The organism is Acidiphilium sp. AL, assembly GCF_025499445.1.
Classification (GTDB): Bacteria; Pseudomonadota; Alphaproteobacteria; order Acetobacterales; family Acetobacteraceae; genus Acidiphilium; species Acidiphilium iwatense.
In genome coordinates, this window is record NZ_JAIMBZ010000002.1 from 81985 (window position 1) to 100404 (window position 18420).

An 18420-nucleotide genomic window follows, 5' to 3' on the forward strand; every position below is an offset into this window, starting at 1 on the left:
TTAACCCGGATATGGCCTATATTCATGAGCCAAATCTGGCTAAAATGACCGAGCCATGTCGTCCGCATCCAGCACCTTGAAATCCGTCAGGCTCGACCACTCCTCGCGCGCTGCCCTGCACGACCAGATCTATGAGCGCATCCGGCGCGCGATCGCGAGCGGACGGCTATCTCCGGGGGAGCGCCTGCCCTCGACGCGCACGCTCGCAAGCGAACTCGGGATTTCCCGCGGCACAGTAGACGCCGCCTATGCAAGGCTCACGGGTGAAGGCTATCTGTTCGCGCGCGGCCAGGCCGGCACGATCGTCTCGCCGATGCTGCATCTCGATCCCGCTTCCGGCTCCGGCGCGCGAGCGAAGGCGCCAGTTCGGCAAGAAACGCCGCCAGTTCAGCCGCTGCCGTTCCAGATGGGATTGCCGGCACTCGACCTGTTTCCGCGCGTGCTCTGGGCGCGGCTGACCGCGCGGGCAGCGCGGCGGCAGGCGGGGTTCAGCCTTGCCTATCCCGATCCGGCCGGGCTGCCGGCCCTGCGCGAGGCGATCGCCGCCTATCTCGCGGTATCCCGTGGCGTCGCCTGTCAGCCGGCGCAGATCATGATCACCGGCGGCTACCAGGCGGCGATCGGCTTTCTGGCGCGGCTTCTGCTGCAACCGGGCGATCCGGTGTGGTTCGAGGAGCCGGGCTATTTTCTCGCCCGGCAGGCGCTGGAGGCCGCGTCCGCACGCCTCATCCCGGTGCCGGTGGATGAGGAGGGGCTTTGTGTCGAGATCGCCCAGGCGCACGCGCCGCGCGCACGCCTCGCGGTGGTGACGCCCGCCCATCAGAGCCCAAGCGGCACCGCTTTGTCGCTGCCCCGGCGCCAGGCGCTTCTCGCCTGGGCGGCTGCCTCCGGCGCCTGGATCGTGGAAGACGATTACGACAGCGAGTTCCATTATGTCGGCCGCAAGCTGCCCGCGCTGAAGAGCCTCGATACGGCGGATCGGGTGATCTATGCAGGCAGTTTCAGCAAGGTTTTGTTTCCCGGCCTGCGCCTCGGCTATCTGGTCATGCCGATGGCACTGACCGGCAAAATGACGGAGGCGCTGCATATCGGACGGCACGGCGAAGCGACGCTTGGACAATCGGTCGTCGCCGATTTCATGGCCGAGGGCCATTTCGCGCGACACCTCAAGCGCATGCGCGGGCTCTACGCGACAAGGCGGGAGGCTTTCGCTGGCGCCTTGCGCGCCACGTTCGGAACCCGCGCGCTGCTCGCCCGGCAGGCGGGCGGCATGCATCTACTCGTGCGATTTCCCGAATTCGGCGACGATGTAGAGATGGTGCGTCGGGCGCAGGCGCAAGGTCTCGCACCCACCGCGCTTTCCGCGCACTATATCGGGCGCAAGCGCCAGCACGGTCTGCTGCTCAGCTTCACCAACATCAAGGAGGCTCAGGCCCTCGAAAAATCTCGGGCGTTATTGCACGCGATCGGCTGAGTTGGCCGCATTGCGGATCAGCGCCAGCGTCCGATACGGCGCGTGGACGAATTTGCTGTAGGGCAGCAGAACGAACAGAGCGAGGATGACGCCGAGATGGATGGCGAGTAGTGCGCCCATCGCGGCGGTCGAGCGGAAAATCAGCAAAATCAGGCCGGTCGCCGCGGCGAGCCAGAGCAGCGCGAGCAGCGCGACATCGGCGCCTAACAGACGGCGTGCCGCCGGGACGGGATCGGCGGTCAGTTTCAGCGCCATCAGCCCCGACGCGCCGACCAGCAATCCGATGCCGCCAAGCGTGCCGAAAATCACCGGCAGGCTGAACAGCGGATACGGCGCCGGGCGGCCCAGCGCGTAGGCCTCGAACGCGGCGATGCAGGTGGCGGCGAAACAGGCGAGAAAACCGTAGGCCATGACGTGATGAAACCGGCGGCGCGCCATCGAGAAGGCTTCGTCGCGGTCGTTGCAGCCATGCCCGCCGCCGCCCAGATTCTTCAGCGTGACTGCATCATGCAAGCCGCGCAGCACGTCGCCTCGCCGCACCGGAACGCCGCCGCCGGAGGCGCGCCAGAAGCGAACGCCGCCGATGCCGAGCGCCAGCAGCGAAAACAGCAAGGTCGCGGCGGCAACGCCGGTCATCGCCACCCAGGGAATCACTCGATAGAAGGCATCCGGGCCAATCCAGGCGTGAGAGAGCGTGCCGGGAGCGACCAGCCATCCGGTGAGCAGCAGAACCAGGGCCAGCGCCGCCGCCGTAACCAGGGCGACCACCGTGCCGTTGCGGGCGAAGGCGCGCGCCAGCAGGCGCGGCCATGCGTGATTCCGATAGGTTTCGTCGCGCAGCAGCGAAAATGTCCGCGGCACGTTCACCCCGAACGGATGCGGCGGCGCATATTGGCAGGCATAGTAACAGGCTTTGCAATTATGGCAGAGATTGGCGAGATCGGTGAGATCGCCGTCGGAAAATGCACGCTGCATCTCCATCGCCGGAAACACCGCGCAGAATCCCTCGCAATAGCGGCAGGCATTGCAGATCTCCATGACCCGCCGCGCTTCCCGCATGGTTTCAGTTTCCGGCATGACGCGCCGCCTCCGCTCCGGCGATGCGGCCGAACACCGTGCCGATCGCCATGCCGAATCCCGCCAGATAGCCTTTTCCGAGAATATTGCCCGCCATGATTTCGCCGCTCGCCCATAAATTCGCAACCGGCCTGCCATTCCGCATCAGCACCTGGGCACGCTCGGTCACCTTCACGCCGAGATAGGTAAAGGTGATGCCCGGCCGCAGCGGGTAGCCGATGAAGGGCGGGGTGTCGATCGTCCGCGCCCAATGGGTTTTCGGCGGATCGAGCCCTTCGGTGCGGCAATCATCGAGCGCGGCGCTGTCGAAATTGCCGGGCCGCACCGACGCGTTGTAGCGGCTCACCGTTGTTTCCAGCGCCGCCGGATCGAGGCCGAGTTTTCCGGCCAGTTCCGCGATGCTGCCGGCGCGGATCGCCGGAAACACCGACGGCATGAACAGCTTCGCGGCCTTGGCGTCGAGGATCGCGTAGGCGATCTGGCCTTGGCGTTGCGCGACCAGCCTGCCCCAGATCGCGTAGCGTTTCGGCCAGACATCCTCGCCCTCGTCGTAGAAGCGCCATGCCGCGCGATCCACCACGATGCTGAACGGCACGCAATCGAGCCTTGTGACGATGCCGCCGTCGAATTTCGGCGCCCGCGCATCGATCGCGACCGCGTGGCACTGAGCCGGATCGCCAACTTGCTGAACCCCGTGCCCCAGCAGATCGCGCAGCACGGTGCCCTGGGCAAAGGGCGTGCCGCGAATGATGAAATTGTCGGCCGCTTCGCCCCAATATTCGCGCAGCCAGCCGATATTGGCCTGAAATCCGCCGCTCGCCGCCACCACCGAGCGCGCCTGCAAGGTCAGCGGAAAACCCCGGCTGACCGTGTTCACCGCGCGCACCGCGCCGTTATCGAGCTCAAGGTCGGTCACCTCGGTATCATAGAGAATCGTAACGCCCAATCGCTCGGCAGCGGCGAAATAGGCGTTCACCAGCGCCTTGCCGCCGCCGAGGAAGAAGGCATTGGTGCGGCCGAGATTGAGCGTGCCGGTCAGCGAGGGCTGAAAATTCACCCCATGCGCGCTCATCCAGGCCGGCGCATCCGCCGAGGCGCGGATCGTCATGCGGGCGAGATGCTCGTCGGTCGCGCCCCCGGTGACGCGCAGCAGATCGTCCCAGTATTCGGCCTCGCCATACACGTCGGTCAGCACGCCGGCGGGAGCGTCGTGCATGGCGCGCAGGTTGCGGGTGTGGCGCGAGTTGCCGCCGCGAAACGCGCGGGGTGCGTGTTCCAGCAGAACCACGCTCGCCCCCGCCTCGCGCGCCGTGATGGCGGCGCACAACGCCGCATTGCCGCCGCCCACCACGAGAACGTCCCACACCATGGGTCAGGGTTCGTGTTCGAGCCCGATCCCCTTGGTCTCGCCGGTATACAGGATCGCGATGATCGCCAGGATCGCATAGACCATCACCAGCAGGCCGATATAGATGAAGGCTCGATGAATCCCGGCCGCGTGGAGGATGATTCCGGCCAGGATCGGGATCAGCCCGCCGCCATAGACCTGGGAAATCTGATAGCCGGCGCTTGCCCCGGAGGCGCGATAGCGGGTCGGAAAATTCTCGGTGTAGAAGGCCGGGATCGCGCCATAGCCGAAGCCGAACACGAAGCCGAAGCCGATAATCTCGGCGATCGCCGCCAGGATGAAATCATGGGTGTTGAGAAGATAGAAATACGGAATCGCGAAGACCAGGAACACCACGGCCGAAATCAGCAGGACGGTTCGCCGGTTGATCTTGTCGGCGAGCACCGCACCCAGAATCATGAATCCGAGCATGAAGGCGGCCGCGATCAGGCCGATCGATTCGGCCTGGAAGCCGGTGAACCCGACGACTTTCATATAGCCTGTGCCGAACACGAAACACAGAAAAAATGCGCCGCTGAACATCGCATTCACCAGGGACGTGCGCAGAATCCGACCGGGCATCTCCCGCCATACCCGATTCGCCGGATAATCGAGAACTTTCCGGTCGCTTTTGAGGTGCTCGAACAGATAGCTGTCTTCGGTGCGCAGCCGGATGATGAGCCCGACGATCGCCACCGCGAATCCAATGAAGAAGAAAATCCGCCAGCCATAGGCAATGAAATCCTGATGCGTCATCAGCGATTTCACGAATATCACCGAGCCGAAGCCCAGCAGCAGCCCGATCGGGATCGCGAAACCGACCCACGCGCCCCACAGCGCCCGGTATCTGGAATGCGCTGCCTGCTCGATCACCCAGGTGGACGCGGTGCCGAATTCGGCCCCGAAACTGATGCCTTGAAGCAGCCGGAAAACGATCAGCAGCACCGGCGCCAGGACCCCGATACTGTCATAGGTCGGCGTCAGGCCGATCAGCAGCGTGCTGACGCCCATCAGAACAAGCGCATAGACCAGCGCGTCCTTTCTGCCTCGCCGGTCGGCGATATTGCCGAAAATATACGCGCCGACCGGACGAATGATGATCCCGATGCCATAGACGCCGATCGCGGCAGACACCGCCGCAAGCGCGTGCAGCTTGAAGAATATGCCGCCCCAGACCGTGGCCGCGATAACGCCGGTCACCAAAAAATCATATTGCTCGATGACCGAGCCGACAATGCTGGCAAATGCGATCCGCGATATCTGCCTGGTCGAAGGGTGCGCGCTCGCCTCATGCGTGTTTAAAGACATTTTCCCCGTTCCTGCAAAGAAAAAACGATCATACCACGCACGTCATGCCGGTAGAATGGCGGTACATCAAACCGGATCGATCGGCGCCGCCGGCACGCCGCCCGCTTCGATCGCCTCGCCCGCCAGCAGACACAAATCCTCGCGGTATGGCCGGCTGACCAACTGCACGCCGACCGGCGTGGCGCCGACAAGGCCGGTGGAGACGGCAAGACCCGGCAGCCCCATCAACGGCAGGCCGATCTGGGTCGCCTGAGCGCGCCAGACGCGCCGGAAACTCGCCTCGTCGCGCATGTCGAGACCGTCCTGGAATGGTAATTCCGCAGAGACCGGCAACAACAAAACCGGATGCGCATTGAGAAATCCCAGCCATTCGCGAGTCAAAGTGGCCCGCCGCACCAGAGCACGCGCGACGATATCCGGCGGCCAGGATTCGGCCTGTTCGCGAAATGCCGCGACCACCGCAAGCGCTCCCGGATCGCCTTCGCGCCGCGCCGCCTCCGCCAGGCCGGCGAACCCGTCGCCGAGCCAGAGCTGGACCTGCAATTCGCACGCCTCACGCAGAGACGGCACGTCGCCGATCGTCTCGACGATCCATCCCGCTGCCTCGAGCCGGCGCGCCGCGTCAAGCAGCGCCGCCTCTACCTCCGCCACGATCGGCAGGCCGTCCGGCTGGAGACACAGAGTGGCAACACGCGGCACCGGCGGCCCTTCGAGCGGCGCCGGCACCCACCAAGGATCGCGCGAATCGGGTGTGGCCATGGCGGCAAGTGCCACACGAAGATCGGCGATGCTGCGCCCGATCGGCCCGGAAACGGCCATGAGCTGCGCGCCGATCGAGCGCTCCGGCGAGGATGCGTTATAGGCGGCGACACGGCCGAGCGACGGGCGCAGCCCGTGGACACCGCAGGCATAGGCGGGATACCTGATCGAGCCGGCAATATCCGTACCGTGCGCGAGGCAGCCGATACCCGCCGCCGCCGCCGCCGCGGCACCCCCCGACGAACCGCCCGGCGTCAGCGACGGATCGCGCGGATTTCTGGTATTGCCGTGGATCAGGTTCGTGGTGAACCAGCGCAAGGAAAACGCCGGGGTATTGGTGCGTCCGAGAATCACCGCGCCGGCCCGTTTCAGATTATCCACCACGGGGCTGCTGGTTTGCGCGATCAGATCGCGCTGGAGCGTCACGCCGTTGGTCGTCGCGAAGCCCGCCTGATCGATATTGACCTTGACCGTCACCGGCACGCCCGCGAGCGGGCCGGGATCGTCCCCGCAGGCGATCGCCCGGTCCACCGCGTCGGCATCGTCCCGAACCTGATCGGGACGATGATCCACCACGGCGTTGATCGAAGGGTTGACGGCGTCGAGCCGCGCCAATGCCGCCTCGGCGGTCTCGCGCGCCGAAACATCGCGGCGCCGGATGCGGGATGCCAACTCGGTCGCGGTCAATTGCCAAAGTTCGGTCAAAACATGCTCTCCCCGTTCGTTCGCCTGCCGGCATATCAGCCTGTCCACCGCCGATGTTCAAGGGGTTGCCGGAGCCCCGCCGTGTTCTATGCTAACGATCCGGTGACGCGACGGTCAGGGACACCGAGCGGCGCATCACCACGCGTCCGGTTCCGCGCGGAATCGCCCCGAGGGCCTCCGCCTGGAGCAGAAGATTGCCGGAGGTGGTCGCCTCGATGGGTCCAGCGACCACCTCGGCGCCGGTTTCATTCGAAATCGCCTGATTGAACAGGGCGATGCGAGATCCACCGCCGACGATGTGGACGCGCTGTGTTCGCCGGCTGGCGACGCGATCGACATCGGCAAGACTTTGCGCGATTGCGCGCGCGAGGCTTTGCAGGATCATCCGGGTGATCGCGGCTTCGCTACCCGGTAAGGCGAGCCCGTGATCACGGCACCACGCGGCGATGCGTGATGGCATGTCGGGACCCTGACGCGCGAAGACCGGATCGGCGACGTCGATGATCGGGCCGGGGGGGACATCGGCGGCGGCGGCGAGGACGCGCTCGATCGGCGGATCGCCCCAGCCGCGCAGGCATTCCTGGAGGATGAACAGGCCGCTGGTATTCTTGAGCAATCGCGTGGTTCCGGCGACGCCCTGTTCGTTCGTGACATTCGCGGCGCGTCCTGCATCGGTGATGATCGGACACGGCGATTCGACGCCGGCGAGACACCAGGTGCCGCTCGACACATAGGCCCAATCCGCCACGCCGTCCTCGGCGGGAATCGCGGCAATGGCACTTGCGGTATCATGGGTTGCGGAGGCGACGACCACGGCGCCGGCAAGGCCGGTATCGCGGGCGATCTCGGGCAGAAGCGGGCCGAGGATGGTTCCCGGCTCGACCAGATTCGGAAACATCGTGCGCGGAATCTCGAATGCCCCGAGCAATCCGTCCGCCCAGGCACGGCGGACGGGATCGTAGAGCTGGGTCGTGCTCGCGTTGGTGTGTTCGCCGGCGATGATGCCGCAGAGCCAGAAATTGAGCAGGTCCGGCAGCATCATGAAATGCGCCGCGCGCTCGAACAGATGGGGCGAATCCCGTCTTGCCGCGACCAGTTGCGGCAGCGTGTTGATCGGCAGGAACTGGATGCCGGTGGCGCGATAGATCTCCGCGCGCGGCATGATCGCTTCGATCACATCGAAGACCCCGCCGGTACGGCCATCGCGGTAGCTATGCACCATGCCGATCGGAAGGCGGTCCTGGTCGAGCAGCGCGTAGTCCACGCCCCAGGTGGTAACGCCGATGCTCGCGACCGGCCCGTTCTGTGCCGCCAGACGCAACCCCACACGGATTTCGCGCCAGAGTTCCAGTATGTTCCAGTAGAGATGCCGGCCGATCGGCACGGCGCGGTTCGGGAAACGATGCAGGATGTCGAAATTCAGCACGCCATCCGTAATGCCGCCGAGCGCGACCCGTCCGCCCGAAGCGCCAAGATCGATGGCGATATGGCGCAGGCTAACGGACATAGGCCGCCGGCACGCCGCCATCGACGGTGAGAACGCCGCCGGTGGTTTTCGACGAGGCGGCGGATGTGAAGAAAAAAATCGCCTCGGCGACATCCTCAGGCAGCACGTTGACCTTCAGCGTGGTGCGCGCGCGGTAATGCGCTTCAAGCTGATCTTCCTCGATGTCGTAGGTCGCGGCACGTTCCGCGCGCCAGGTGGAGTTCCAGATCGACGAACCTGATAACACCGCGTCAGGCAGAACGGTGTTGACGCGGATTCCGGCGGAACCGCCTTCTTCGGCAAGACAGCGCGCAAGATGCAGCTCCGCCGCTTTCGCCGCCGAATAGGCGCTGGCGTTGCGCCCTGCCGCGACCGCGTTCTTGCTCGCGACGAACACGAGCGCGCCGCCTGAACCCTGCGCGCGCATCAGCCGGAACGCGGCGCGCGCGACCAGGAAATAACCTGTCGATAGAATGTCAAACTGCTTCTGCCAATCGGCGAGCGTGGTGGTTTCGATCGGCGCACTCATGCTGATGCCGGCATTGTTCACCACGATATCGACGCCGCCATAGGCAAGAACGGTCGCGGTGAATGCGTCACCGACGGCGGCTTCGCTGGTGACATCGACGGCAACGGCAATCGCGCGCCAGGCACCACGGTGTTGCGCGATCGCGTCGGCAACCGTCGCGGCACCCGGTTCGTTACGATCAACGATCACCACATGGGCGCCGTCCCGTGCGAGACGCGCGGCGGCGGCACGGCCAATGCCGCTCGCCGCCCCGGTAATCAGCGCGACACGCCCGTCGAGCGGTTTCGGCGGCGGCTTAAGGGATAATTTATAGAGCTCAAGCGGCCAATATTCGATCGCGAAACTCTCCGCCTCGGTCAGCGTCTCGAACCCGCCGACCGAAGCCGCGTTGCGCATCACCGCGATGGCACGGCGATAAAGTTGGCGAGACACGTCCGCCACCGCCGCGTCGCCACCGGAGGTAACCATGCCGAGGCCGGGGATCAGGATCACCCGCGGCCAGGGTGCTGCCATTCGGTCGCCTTCCTGGGCATGTGCCTTGAAATAGGTCTCGTAACGCGCGGCGAAGTCCGCGACTCCCCTGCGCGCAGCGTCCAGCAATGCGTCCCGCCCCTGTTCCGGCCTCCAGTCGAGCATGAGCGGAATGCGCTTGGTATGCACCAGATGATCGGGACAGGCCGCTCCTCGCATCGCAAGGTTGCGGCAGGCGGAGCCGCCGACAAAATCCAGCACTCCGGGATCGTCGTCGATGCGCAAAATCATCTTGCGGTCACCGCTCATCGCACCGCGCAGAACCGGCAGTACCGCCACGAACACGTCTCGCCGCTCGGCTTTGGGTAGCGCCGGCACCAGCGATTCGCCGAACGGTTCGGCCGCTTCGCGCGCGGCGAGCCAGGTTTCCGCCTCGCCGATGACCCGCAACGTCTTTTCATAGCACTCGGCCGAGGTCTCGCCCCAGGTTACCAGCCCGTGCTTACCCATTACCACGCAGTCGAGGCCGGGATTGTCGCGCACCGCCGCCCCGATCATCCGCGACAGCGAAAAGCCGGGCCGCACATACGGAACCCACGCTGCGCGGCTGCCGAAAATCTCGCGCATCAACTCCTGGCCGCGCGGGCTGCACGCGATGCTGATGATCGCATCCGGATGGGTATGATCGACATGGGGCGCCGGGATAAACGCATGCAACAGCGTCTCGATGCTCTGGCGCGGCCGGCCGGGTTCGAACGCGGTGCGTTCGAGCCAGTCGGTCATCGCCTCGTCGGTCATCTCCGCACGGGCGAACAGCGGTTCGATCTCATCAAGTTTCAGGGCGGCAAAATCCCTGTCCCTGATGGTCGCGAGATCGCTGCCCGAACCCTTCACCCACAACACGCGCGTCTCACGGCCGAGATGATCGCGCTCGGTCGATTTCATCGAGGTATTGCCGCCGAAAATATTGGCAATCCGCCGATCCGCACCGAGCAGGCGGGAACGATGCACCAATGCGGCAAGCCCGTCCACGCTGGGCGGATCCGACTCCGCCCAGGTCGAACAACGGATCTCGTCAGTTAACGTCACGTCTTTTATCATGATTTCCTTCAATCTCCGTAACCGCTCGCGGCGGAGGCGGTGCCGCGATCGCGGCGGATCGCGCGCAGATAATCGCCGCCCCGATGCGCGTCGAGCGGATCCTCCGGCAGGTTGCGCTGCCGGCGCCAGGCGGCGAGGATTGGGCGGACATCGGTACGGAACGCATCCATGACGATGCGGTTCGCGCCAAGCACGTCACCGTCCGCCTGCGCCGCCGCGAGCGCCGCATGATCGATCAGCAGCGCCTTGGCGAAGGCTTCCTGACAGTTCAGAATACTCGTGATCATGCCTTCGATTTTCGCTTCGATGTTGAAACTCTGGTCGATCATGTAGGAAACGCCGCGCGTGCAGGTTCTGGTTTGCGGATCGACTTCGGCCGCGACGAGTTCGGCATAGATCAGGAACAATTCAAGCGGATTGGTCGAACCGACGATCAGGTCGTCATCGGCATAGCGCCGCGCATTGAAGTGAAAACCGCCGAGCTTGCCCTCGTCGAGCAACATGGCGACGATCGACTCGATATTTGCGCCCTGCGCATGGTGGCCGAGATCGACCAGCACCTGGGCCTTCGGGCCGATCGCCCGCGCATGGGCAAGTGCCGCGCCCCAATCGGCAAGATCGGTATAGTAGAAGGCGGGCTCGAAGAACTTGTATTCGATCAGTATCCGCGCGTCTGCCGGCAGCCTCGCCGCACAGCCCGACAAGCCTTCGCGCATCCGCCGCCGCCGCGCGCGAAAATCGTCCTGCCCCGGATAATTGGTGCCATCGGCGAACCACAGGCTGAGATCGCGCGCACCGGTCGCCGCCATGATCGCGATGCAGTCTTCGAGATGTGCCGAAGCCTTTTCGCGAATCCGCGCATCAGGATGCGCGAGCGAGCCGAGCCGGTAATCGTCATCCTGGAACAGATTGGGATTGATCGCGCCGATGCCGATGCCACGCGCTTGCGCGAAACGGGCCAGTTCGCCGGGATCATCCACGCGGTCCCACGGAATATGCAGCGCGATGCGCGGCGCGATGCCGGTCATCCGATGCACCTCTGCCGCATCCTCGATCTTTTCCCATATGGTGCGCGCGGCTCCCGGCTGGGCAAATGTCTTGAACCGCGTGCCGGTATTGCCGAACGCCCAGCTCGGCGTTTCGATCGCCTGCACATCGAGGCGCTCCATCAAAGCTGCATCGTCCATCATCCCTCCCTCACGCGGCGACGATCACGCGGATATCGGCCGCCTCGAGCGCCGCCATGTCCTGATCCGAAGGCGGCGCGTCGGTCACCAGCACGTCGATCTCGGTCGTCGCGGCGATGGTCGCGAGCGCGCGCCGGCCGAATTTCGAGGAATCGACCAGCGCGATCGTCATCGCGCCCGAACGCAGCATGGCGCGCTTGGCGCCGACTTCCGGCAGATGCGAATCCGTCAGACCGAGCGCGGCATGGAACCCCTTGGTCGAGAAGAACACCTTGTCCGGGTGCAGCCTTGCCATCGCTTCCTCGAACAGCACGCCGGTGAAGGAACGCGCCGGCGCATGGAACGAGCCGCCGACCATGACGAAGGGCACGCCGCTCGCGGCGAGCGCCGCCGCCGCGTCGAGCCCGGAGACGATCGCCGATACATTGCGCCCTTGCAGCAGCCGCACCAGCGCGAGCGCCGTGGTCGAAGCATCGAAGGCGATCGTGTCGCCCTCCTCGATGAGCGCCAAAGCGGCGCGGGCGATCGCGGTCTTCGCTTCGATATTGCGGGCCGCCCGCAATTGATGGCTGAGTTCCTCGCCCATGCGCTCGCGCAGCCGCGCGCCGCCGCGCACCCGCTCCATCAGCCCCTGATCGACCAGCGATTCGAGGTCGCGGCGGATCGTCATTTCGTGGACGCCGAATTCGCCGGCGAGATCCTTCACCCGAACCAGCACGGCGCCCACGGCACGGCGCAGGATATCCTGCTGACGGCCCATAATCGGCAACGCGCCATCGCTCATGATCACTGCTTCCGTACCGGCCTTCGATCAAACAAATTTTCTGTGCATTTCAACATCATGATGTGGGTATATAAGACAGCGACAACCCGAATTGGCAAGATATTTTATAAAAATGGCTGAATTTCGTGCTGCGATGCACAATAAATGTTATTCTTCACATAATTCTTGACAATATTGATGTGAGATGATGCTAATTCCATGTGACAAGCAAACCGCCAATCGGGCGGTTCGGAACGAGGGGAGAGACAATGGCCGAAATCGAAAACCATGATCGTCGTGCGAGGCGCTTGGGCCGCATCGGACTGCTCGCCGGGGCGGCGCTGCTGGCCGGTGCGGCCGGGCAGGCCCGCGCCGCGCCGCCGACCATCGCCTTCGTGCCGAAACTGATCGGCATTCCATATTTCAGCGCGATGAAGCAGGGGCTTGACCAGGCCGGCAAAAAATTCGGCGCGCATATCATCTATCAGGGGCCGACCACCGCCTCGGTGTCCGGCCAGGCCGAAATCGTGCAGAGCCTGATCAACAAACATGTCGCTGCGGTCGGCGTTTCCGCCAACAGCCCGACCGCGCTGGAGGCCCTGGCGAAACAGGCGAAGGCTCAGCACATCCTGTTCTATTCCAGTGATTCGCAGGTGAACGGGCCGGACGTGGCGCTGCGCGTGCAGCAGACCAGCAATCGCGGCCTCGCCTATGCGGTGATGGACCAGCTCGCCAAGGCGATCGGCGGCAAGGGCGATGTCGCGTTCGTTTCCGGCGGCCCGACCGCGACCAATCTCAACGCCTGGATCGCGCTGATGAAGCAGCGCCTCGCCGCGAAATATCCGGGAATCAAGCTGGTCTCGATCCAGTATGCTGGCGAGGACATCAACAAAGCGACCCAGGTGACCGGACAATTGCTGTCCGCCTATCCGCATCTGAAGGGCATCGTCGGCATCAATTCGACGGCGGTGCCGGGCGCGGCGCAGGCGGTGCTGCGCGCCGGGCTGTCCGGCAAGGTCGCGGTCACCGGCATTACCGACCCGAACTCGATCCGCCCGTTCATCATGAACGGAACAGTCAAGAGCGTGGTGCTGTGGAATCCGATTTCGCTGGGGTATCTGACCGGCTGGGGGATCATGCAGGAGCTTCAGCACAAGCCGTTCCACAAGGAGAACACGGTGCCGGGGCTCAAGCAGAAAGTGCGGTATTTCGCGAAAACCCGCACGCTGCTGCTCGGCAAGCCGCTGGTGATCGACAAATCCAATGTCAGCCTGAACTTCTGATCGCGCAATCCATGTCTCGCGTCGAACTTGCCGGCATCGCCAAGCGTTTCGGCGGCGTCGTGGCGCTGGCCGGCGTCGATCTCGCGATCGCGCCGGGCGAAACCCACGCGTTGCTCGGCGAGAACGGCGCCGGCAAATCGACCCTGATCCGGGTTCTCACCGGCGCAATCGTGCCGGATGACGGCGAGATCAGGGTGGATGGCGGGGTGCGCCGCTTCGCCCACCCCAAGGACGCGCGCGCGGCGGGCATTGCCGCGGTGTATCAGGAGCCGATGATCTATCCGCATCTTTCGGTGCTGGAGAACATCTTCGCCGGCAACGAAATCACCCTGCGCGGCGGCATGATCCGCAAGGCGGCGATGGCGGAGCGGGTCCGGCCCTGGTTCGCCCGGCTGGACCTTTCGGACGATCTGCTGGATCGGCCGATGGGTCGGCTCAGCCTCGGTTATCAGCAACTGGTGCTGATCGCCAAGGCGCTGACCCAGGAGGCGCGGGTGATCATTTTCGACGAACCCACCTCGATCCTGTCGCAGTCGGAGACCGACCGGCTGTTCGCGATCATCCGTCGGCTGCGCGAGGATGGCCGTGCCATCGTCTATATCACCCACCGGCTCGATGAAATCGGCAAGATCGCCGATCGCGTCACCGTCCTCACCGATGGACGGGTGACCGGTGCCGCGCGCGCCGACGAACTCGACGAGACGAAATTGCTCGCCTTGATGGCGGGCAAAGCCAGCCGGAATTACGGCAAGCCGCGCCCCGACCGCAAACCGGCCACCGAGACTCCGCCGGCCTTCGAAATCAAGGGACTCTGCCGTGGCAATCTCTATCGCGATGTCGATTGGTCGGTGCCGGCCGGGCGGGTCACCGGAGTCTACGGCCTGGTCGGCTCCGGCCGCAGCGAGGTCGCGCTGGCGGCGTTCGGCGCTCTGCCGCCCGACCGGGGCGAGATCCGGCTGAACGGCGCGCGCATCGCACCACGCGACCCGGCCGAGGCGATCGCGCGCGGTATCGGCTATCTGCCCGAGGACCGGAAATCGCAGGGTATTTTCGCGACCAAGCCGCTGGAGGCGAACCTGACCGCGAGCGCGTTGTTTCGCTTCGTGCATGCGGCCTCGCGGCTCGACTTCGGCGGCCTGCGCGGTGAGGCGGCGCGGCTGATCGGGCGCTATCGGATCAAGGCGCGGGACGAGACGATCGCGATCGGCACGCTGTCGGGCGGCAACCAGCAGAAGGCGTTGTTCGCGCGATGGGCCGGCCAATCCATGAAATTGCTGATTCTCGATGAGCCGACGCGCGGCATCGATATCGGCACCAAGGACGAGATCCATGATTTCATCCGCGAGCTTGCCGCAAGCGGTCTGCCAGTGGTGGTGATCTCGTCGGATCTGCCCGAAGTGCTTGCGGTGAGCGACCGGGTAATCGTGATGCGGCGGGGTCGCGTGGTCACCGTGGCGGAGGGCGACGCCATGCACGCCGAAGCGATTCTCGCTGCCGCGGTCGGCACCCACGCACGGGCGGCATGAGCGAACGGGTAGCGACTGTGATCAAGCCGGTGTTGGCGTCGCGGCGCCGTCTTCCGGCGGGGCGCGAGGTGCTGCTGCTGGCAACACTTGCTGTTCTGGTCGGACTGATCAGCCTGGGTTCGCACGGCGCGTTCTGGAGCCGGGTCAATCTCGATAATCTGTTCGTCGGCAGCGCGATCACCGTGATTCCGGCGATCGGCATGACCGTGGTGATCCTGACCGGCGGGATCGACGTCTCTACCGGCTCGGTGCTCGGGCTGACCGCCGCGATCGGCGGCACCTGTTTCGCCGCTGGCTGGAGCCTCGCCGCGACGGTTCCGATATTTCTCGCATCCGGTGCCGTTCTCGGCCTGATCAACGCGCTGCTCATCATCAACGGGCGGATTCCGCCGGTGATCGCGACCCTCGGCACACTCAGCATCTATCGGATGCTCGTGTTCATCGTCCTGGGCAGCAACTGGATCACCGCGATTCCGCCCGCGCTGACGACGATTTTTGTGGTCGATCATCTCCTGTTCCTGCCGGTCGTCGCGGTCATCGCGCTTGTCTTTCTCATTGGCGCTGCCTTGTTCCTGCGGCATTTCCGCTGGGGGCGGCATGTCTATGCGCTCGGCAATAACGAGGAAGCCGCCCGGCTCGCCGGAATCCGGCCGGAGCGGATCAAGCTCGCTGCCTATGTGATGCTCGGCCTGCTGACCGGATTCGCGGCACTTCTGACCCTCGGTCAGAGCCCGATGGTGCAGACCTCGACCGGCAGCGGCTTCGTCCTCCAGGTCATCGCCGCCGTGGTGCTCGGGGGCACCGCGCTCTCCGGCGGACGCGGAACCATGCTCGGCACGCTGCTCGGCACGCTGGTGGTTCAGGTTGTCGATGACGGAATCGTACTGCTGCGGATTCAGCCCTTCTGGGGCGGCGTCGCACTCGGGGCGGTGATACTCGCGGCGATCGGCCTCAGCGCGCACCACGAAATCAGGGGAGCATAGGAATGCACGCGTCCGGCTTCGACCGAACCCGCCCGCTCCTGCTGCTGGTGATGGCGGCGGCAGCGCTCGGCGGCTTCGCGCTCGGCCATCCCGGCATCGTCTCCACGCAGAATCTCGACAGCATGGCGGTGTTCGGCATCGAAATCGGGATGATCGCGCTTGGCCAGACGCTGGTGATCTGCGGCGGGGACACGGGGATCGATCTTTCCGTGGGCGCGATCGCGGGACTGGCACAGGTGATCCTGGGCCGGCTGCTGCATCTCGACCTCGCCTGGCCTGTGGCGATCGGGATGACGCTGCTTGCGGGGCTTGTCCTGGGCGGGATCAACGCGGTGGCGATTTCGTGGTTCAGGATACCGCCGATCATCGCGACGCTGGCGACTCTGTTCGGCTACCAGGGGCTTGCCCTCGTCCTGACCGGCGGGATCAATATCGATCTTACCCATGAATCGCCGCTGTTTCTCGCGATCGGCCAAGGCCATGTCCTGGGTTTGCCGCTGCAACTGGTGGCACTCTATCTGCCGCTTCTTGCGGCTTTCGCCTTCCTTCAGCATGGCACGAGGTTCGGCCGCGCACTTTATCTGGCGGGCACCAACGACCGCGCCGCCGACCTCGCCGGGCTGCGCGCATCGCGCATCAGGGCAGCGACCTATGTGCTGTGCGGGCTGGTTTCGACCATCGCCGGCATTGTCGGCGCCGCGCGTCTCGGTACCGCGCGGCCGGACGCGGCGGGGGAAGCGAATCTGATCAGCATCGCCATCGTCGTGCTCGGCGGCACGGGAATTTTCGGCGGCACCGGCTCGGTGATCGGCACGGCGCTCGCGACGGTGGTGATCGGGATCGTCGATTACGGGCTGAGTTATAATGATTTCAACCCGATCTATCAGGCCGGAGTGATCGGGGTGATCCTGATCGGGGTGATTCTGGTCGAAAACCCGTTCGTCGCCTGGCGGGATTCCCGGAGAACGAATGGGGCATAAACGCTGCTCTTTGTTTCACGTGAAACAAAAAGTAGTTATTATGACTAATTTATAGTTAGGCAACATGCTTCCGGATTCGCGCCGCCGCCGCCCGATGCGCGGCGGTAAGGGCGGCGAGATCGAGCCCCGGTATCGCGCCGTCGATCACCCGCCAGGCACCGCCGACCATCACCCGGTCCGCCCGGTGCGCGCCGCAGACGATCAGCGCCGCGAGCGGATCGCCGGCGCCGGAAAACCGCAACTCGTCCAGGGCGAACAGGGCAAGATCGGCCTGCATTCCCGGCGCGATCCGGCCGAGATCGGGCCGCCCCAGGCAGCGCGCCGAACCTTCGGTCGCCCAGCGGATCGGATCGGCAAAGCCGGCGGCACCGATGCCGCCGCCGGCACGCTGGAGTAGCAGCGCCTGACGCAGTTCCTGGATCATGTTGGAGCCGTCATTGGAGGCCGATCCATCGACCGCGAGTCCGACCGCGACACCCTGCCGCTCCAGCGCGCAGGCAGGGCAGATGCCGGAGCCGAGAATCATGTTGGAACTCGGGCAATGCGCGATACCGATGCCGGCGCGCCCCATCCGCGCCCGCTCCGCCTCGGTGAAATGGATACCGTGGGCAAACCAGGTATGATCGTTCAGCCAGCCGAGTTCCTCGACGTAATCGAGCGGTCGCTTGCCGAAACGGGCGAGGCAGAATTCGTTCTCATCCTCGGTTTCCGCCAGATGGGTATGCAGCCGGAGGCCGAGACCTGCCGCCTGTCGCGCGGTTTCGCGCATCAGATCGGCGGAGACCGAAAACGGCGAGCACGGCGCAAGCGCAACCTGGCTCATCGCACCCGGACCGCTCTGGTGCCAGCGTTTCGCCAGACGCTCGCTGTCAGCCAGAATGACGTCGATCGATTGGGTGACCGATCTGGGCGGCAGGCCACCATCCTCCTCCGAAAGATCCATCGAACCCCGGCACAGCACCGCGCGCAGCCCGAGCGCCGCCGCCTCCTCCATCTCGATATCGATCGCGTGCGGCAGGGCGGCGGGAAACAGATAATGATGGTCGGATGCCGTGGTGCAGCCCGAGAGCAGAAGCTCGGCGAGCGCGACCCGGCAGGCGAGGCGGAATTCATTCTCGGTGATGCGTCCCCAGACCGGATACAGTGCGATAAGCCAGTCGAACAGTTTCTTGTCGAGCGCCGGGGCGAAAGCGCGCGTCAAAGTCTGGTAAAAATGATGATGCGTGTTGATCAGTCCGGGCAGCACGACGTGGCGCGACGCATCGAAAACCTCGTCGATTGGCCCCGATGGTTGATGCTCGGCGCGGAGGAGTTCGGCAATGATCGGACCATCGACGACGATACCGCCCTCCCCGCCTTTCGGCATCCCGCCGAGCGGAGTCTTGATCCAGAGACGCATGG

14 protein-coding genes are annotated in these 18420 nt (G+C 64.9%); 5 read left to right on the forward strand and 9 right to left on the reverse strand.

The window, feature by feature from the left end:
- The first annotated feature begins 55 nt into the window (after window positions 1-55).
- Complete coding sequence (locus AiwAL_RS01810) at window positions 56-1474, forward strand: PLP-dependent aminotransferase family protein (protein WP_262311978.1); 1419 nt, start codon at window positions 56-58, stop codon at window positions 1472-1474.
- Here the strand turns inward: AiwAL_RS01810 and tcuB are convergent.
- The 8 genes from tcuB to AiwAL_RS01850 all read right to left on the reverse strand — a co-directional run bounded on the left by tcuB (window position 1454) and on the right by AiwAL_RS01850 (window position 12268).
- On the reverse strand, window positions 1454-2551 hold the full coding sequence (gene tcuB / locus AiwAL_RS01815) for a tricarballylate utilization 4Fe-4S protein TcuB (protein WP_235703498.1): 1098 nt from the start codon (window positions 2549-2551) through the stop codon (window positions 1454-1456). The genes AiwAL_RS01810 and tcuB overlap by 21 nt on opposite strands.
- Window positions 2538-3920: an FAD-dependent tricarballylate dehydrogenase TcuA gene (gene tcuA, locus AiwAL_RS01820; protein WP_268920155.1), complete on the reverse strand. Its 1383-nt coding sequence runs from the start codon at window positions 3918-3920 to the stop codon at window positions 2538-2540. The genes tcuB and tcuA overlap by 14 nt, the downstream gene beginning before the upstream one ends.
- A gap of 3 nt (window positions 3921-3923) precedes the next feature.
- On the reverse strand, window positions 3924-5246 hold the full coding sequence (locus AiwAL_RS01825; protein ID WP_235703499.1) for an MFS transporter: 1323 nt from the start codon (window positions 5244-5246) through the stop codon (window positions 3924-3926).
- Window positions 5247-5312: 66 nt separating this feature from the next.
- Entirely contained in the window at window positions 5313-6710 is a 1398-nt protein-coding gene (locus AiwAL_RS01830; protein WP_262311979.1) for an amidase family protein, read from the reverse strand.
- 91 nt (window positions 6711-6801) lie between these two features.
- Entirely contained in the window at window positions 6802-8217 is a 1416-nt protein-coding gene (locus tag AiwAL_RS01835; protein WP_235703501.1) for a rhamnulokinase family protein, read from the reverse strand.
- Window positions 8207-10285, reverse strand: a complete 2079-nt coding sequence (locus AiwAL_RS01840) for a bifunctional aldolase/short-chain dehydrogenase (RefSeq protein WP_235703502.1) — start codon at window positions 10283-10285, stop codon at window positions 8207-8209. The genes AiwAL_RS01835 and AiwAL_RS01840 overlap by 11 nt, the downstream gene beginning before the upstream one ends.
- 20 nt (window positions 10286-10305) lie before the next feature.
- The gene (rhaI, locus tag AiwAL_RS01845) at window positions 10306-11487 is read right to left on the reverse strand and encodes an L-rhamnose isomerase (RefSeq protein WP_262311980.1); all 1182 of its coding nucleotides are present in this window, start codon (window positions 11485-11487) and stop codon (window positions 10306-10308) included.
- Between the two features lie 7 nt (window positions 11488-11494).
- On the reverse strand, window positions 11495-12268 hold the full coding sequence (locus AiwAL_RS01850; RefSeq protein WP_235703504.1) for a DeoR/GlpR family DNA-binding transcription regulator: 774 nt from the start codon (window positions 12266-12268) through the stop codon (window positions 11495-11497).
- A gap of 248 nt (window positions 12269-12516) precedes the next feature.
- Between AiwAL_RS01850 and AiwAL_RS01855 the strand changes: the two genes are divergently transcribed.
- The 4 genes from AiwAL_RS01855 to AiwAL_RS01870 are packed head-to-tail and all read left to right on the forward strand — an operon-like array spanning window position 12517 to window position 17019.
- A complete protein-coding gene (locus AiwAL_RS01855; protein ID WP_262311981.1) occupies window positions 12517-13530 on the forward strand; it encodes an autoinducer 2 ABC transporter substrate-binding protein in 1014 nt (337 codons plus the stop codon).
- Between the two features lie 11 nt (window positions 13531-13541).
- On the forward strand, window positions 13542-15056 hold the full coding sequence (locus AiwAL_RS01860) for a sugar ABC transporter ATP-binding protein (RefSeq protein ID WP_235703506.1): 1515 nt from the start codon (window positions 13542-13544) through the stop codon (window positions 15054-15056).
- Window positions 15053-16039: an ABC transporter permease gene (locus AiwAL_RS01865; protein WP_235703507.1), complete on the forward strand. Its 987-nt coding sequence runs from the start codon at window positions 15053-15055 to the stop codon at window positions 16037-16039. The genes AiwAL_RS01860 and AiwAL_RS01865 overlap by 4 nt, the downstream gene beginning before the upstream one ends.
- A gap of 2 nt (window positions 16040-16041) precedes the next feature.
- Window positions 16042-17019 carry an ABC transporter permease gene (locus tag AiwAL_RS01870; RefSeq protein ID WP_235703508.1) on the forward strand — a complete coding sequence of 326 codons (978 nt, stop codon included), beginning with the start codon at window positions 16042-16044 and terminating at the stop codon, window positions 17017-17019.
- 55 nt (window positions 17020-17074) lie between these two features.
- On the opposite strand, the gene AiwAL_RS01875 is transcribed toward AiwAL_RS01870, so the two are convergent.
- Entirely contained in the window at window positions 17075-18418 is a 1344-nt protein-coding gene (locus tag AiwAL_RS01875; protein ID WP_235703509.1) for an 8-oxoguanine deaminase, read from the reverse strand.
- Between the last annotated feature and the right edge of the window lie 2 nt (window positions 18419-18420).

Excerpts from the sequence above, each read along its gene's own strand:
- AiwAL_RS01810 (WP_262311978.1), top strand. The coding sequence starts at position 56 with ATGTCGTCCGCATCCAGCACCTTGAAATCCGTCAGGCTCGACCACTCC.
- tcuB (WP_235703498.1), bottom strand. The coding sequence starts at position 2,551 with ATGCCGGAAACTGAAACCATGCGGGAAGCGCGGCGGGTCATGGAGATC.
- tcuA (WP_268920155.1), bottom strand. The coding sequence starts at position 3,920 with ATGGTGTGGGACGTTCTCGTGGTGGGCGGCGGCAATGCGGCGTTGTGC.
- AiwAL_RS01825 (WP_235703499.1), bottom strand. The coding sequence starts at position 5,246 with ATGTCTTTAAACACGCATGAGGCGAGCGCGCACCCTTCGACCAGGCAG.
- AiwAL_RS01835 (WP_235703501.1), bottom strand. The coding sequence starts at position 8,217 with ATGTCCGTTAGCCTGCGCCATATCGCCATCGATCTTGGCGCTTCGGGC.
- rhaI (WP_262311980.1), bottom strand. The coding sequence starts at position 11,487 with ATGATGGACGATGCAGCTTTGATGGAGCGCCTCGATGTGCAGGCGATC.
- AiwAL_RS01850 (WP_235703504.1), bottom strand. The coding sequence starts at position 12,268 with ATGAGCGATGGCGCGTTGCCGATTATGGGCCGTCAGCAGGATATCCTG.
- AiwAL_RS01855 (WP_262311981.1), top strand. The coding sequence starts at position 12,517 with ATGGCCGAAATCGAAAACCATGATCGTCGTGCGAGGCGCTTGGGCCGC.
- AiwAL_RS01860 (WP_235703506.1), top strand. The coding sequence starts at position 13,542 with ATGTCTCGCGTCGAACTTGCCGGCATCGCCAAGCGTTTCGGCGGCGTC.
- AiwAL_RS01865 (WP_235703507.1), top strand. The coding sequence starts at position 15,053 with ATGAGCGAACGGGTAGCGACTGTGATCAAGCCGGTGTTGGCGTCGCGG.
- AiwAL_RS01870 (WP_235703508.1), top strand. The coding sequence starts at position 16,042 with ATGCACGCGTCCGGCTTCGACCGAACCCGCCCGCTCCTGCTGCTGGTG.
- AiwAL_RS01875 (WP_235703509.1), bottom strand. The coding sequence starts at position 18,418 with ATGCGTCTCTGGATCAAGACTCCGCTCGGCGGGATGCCGAAAGGCGGG.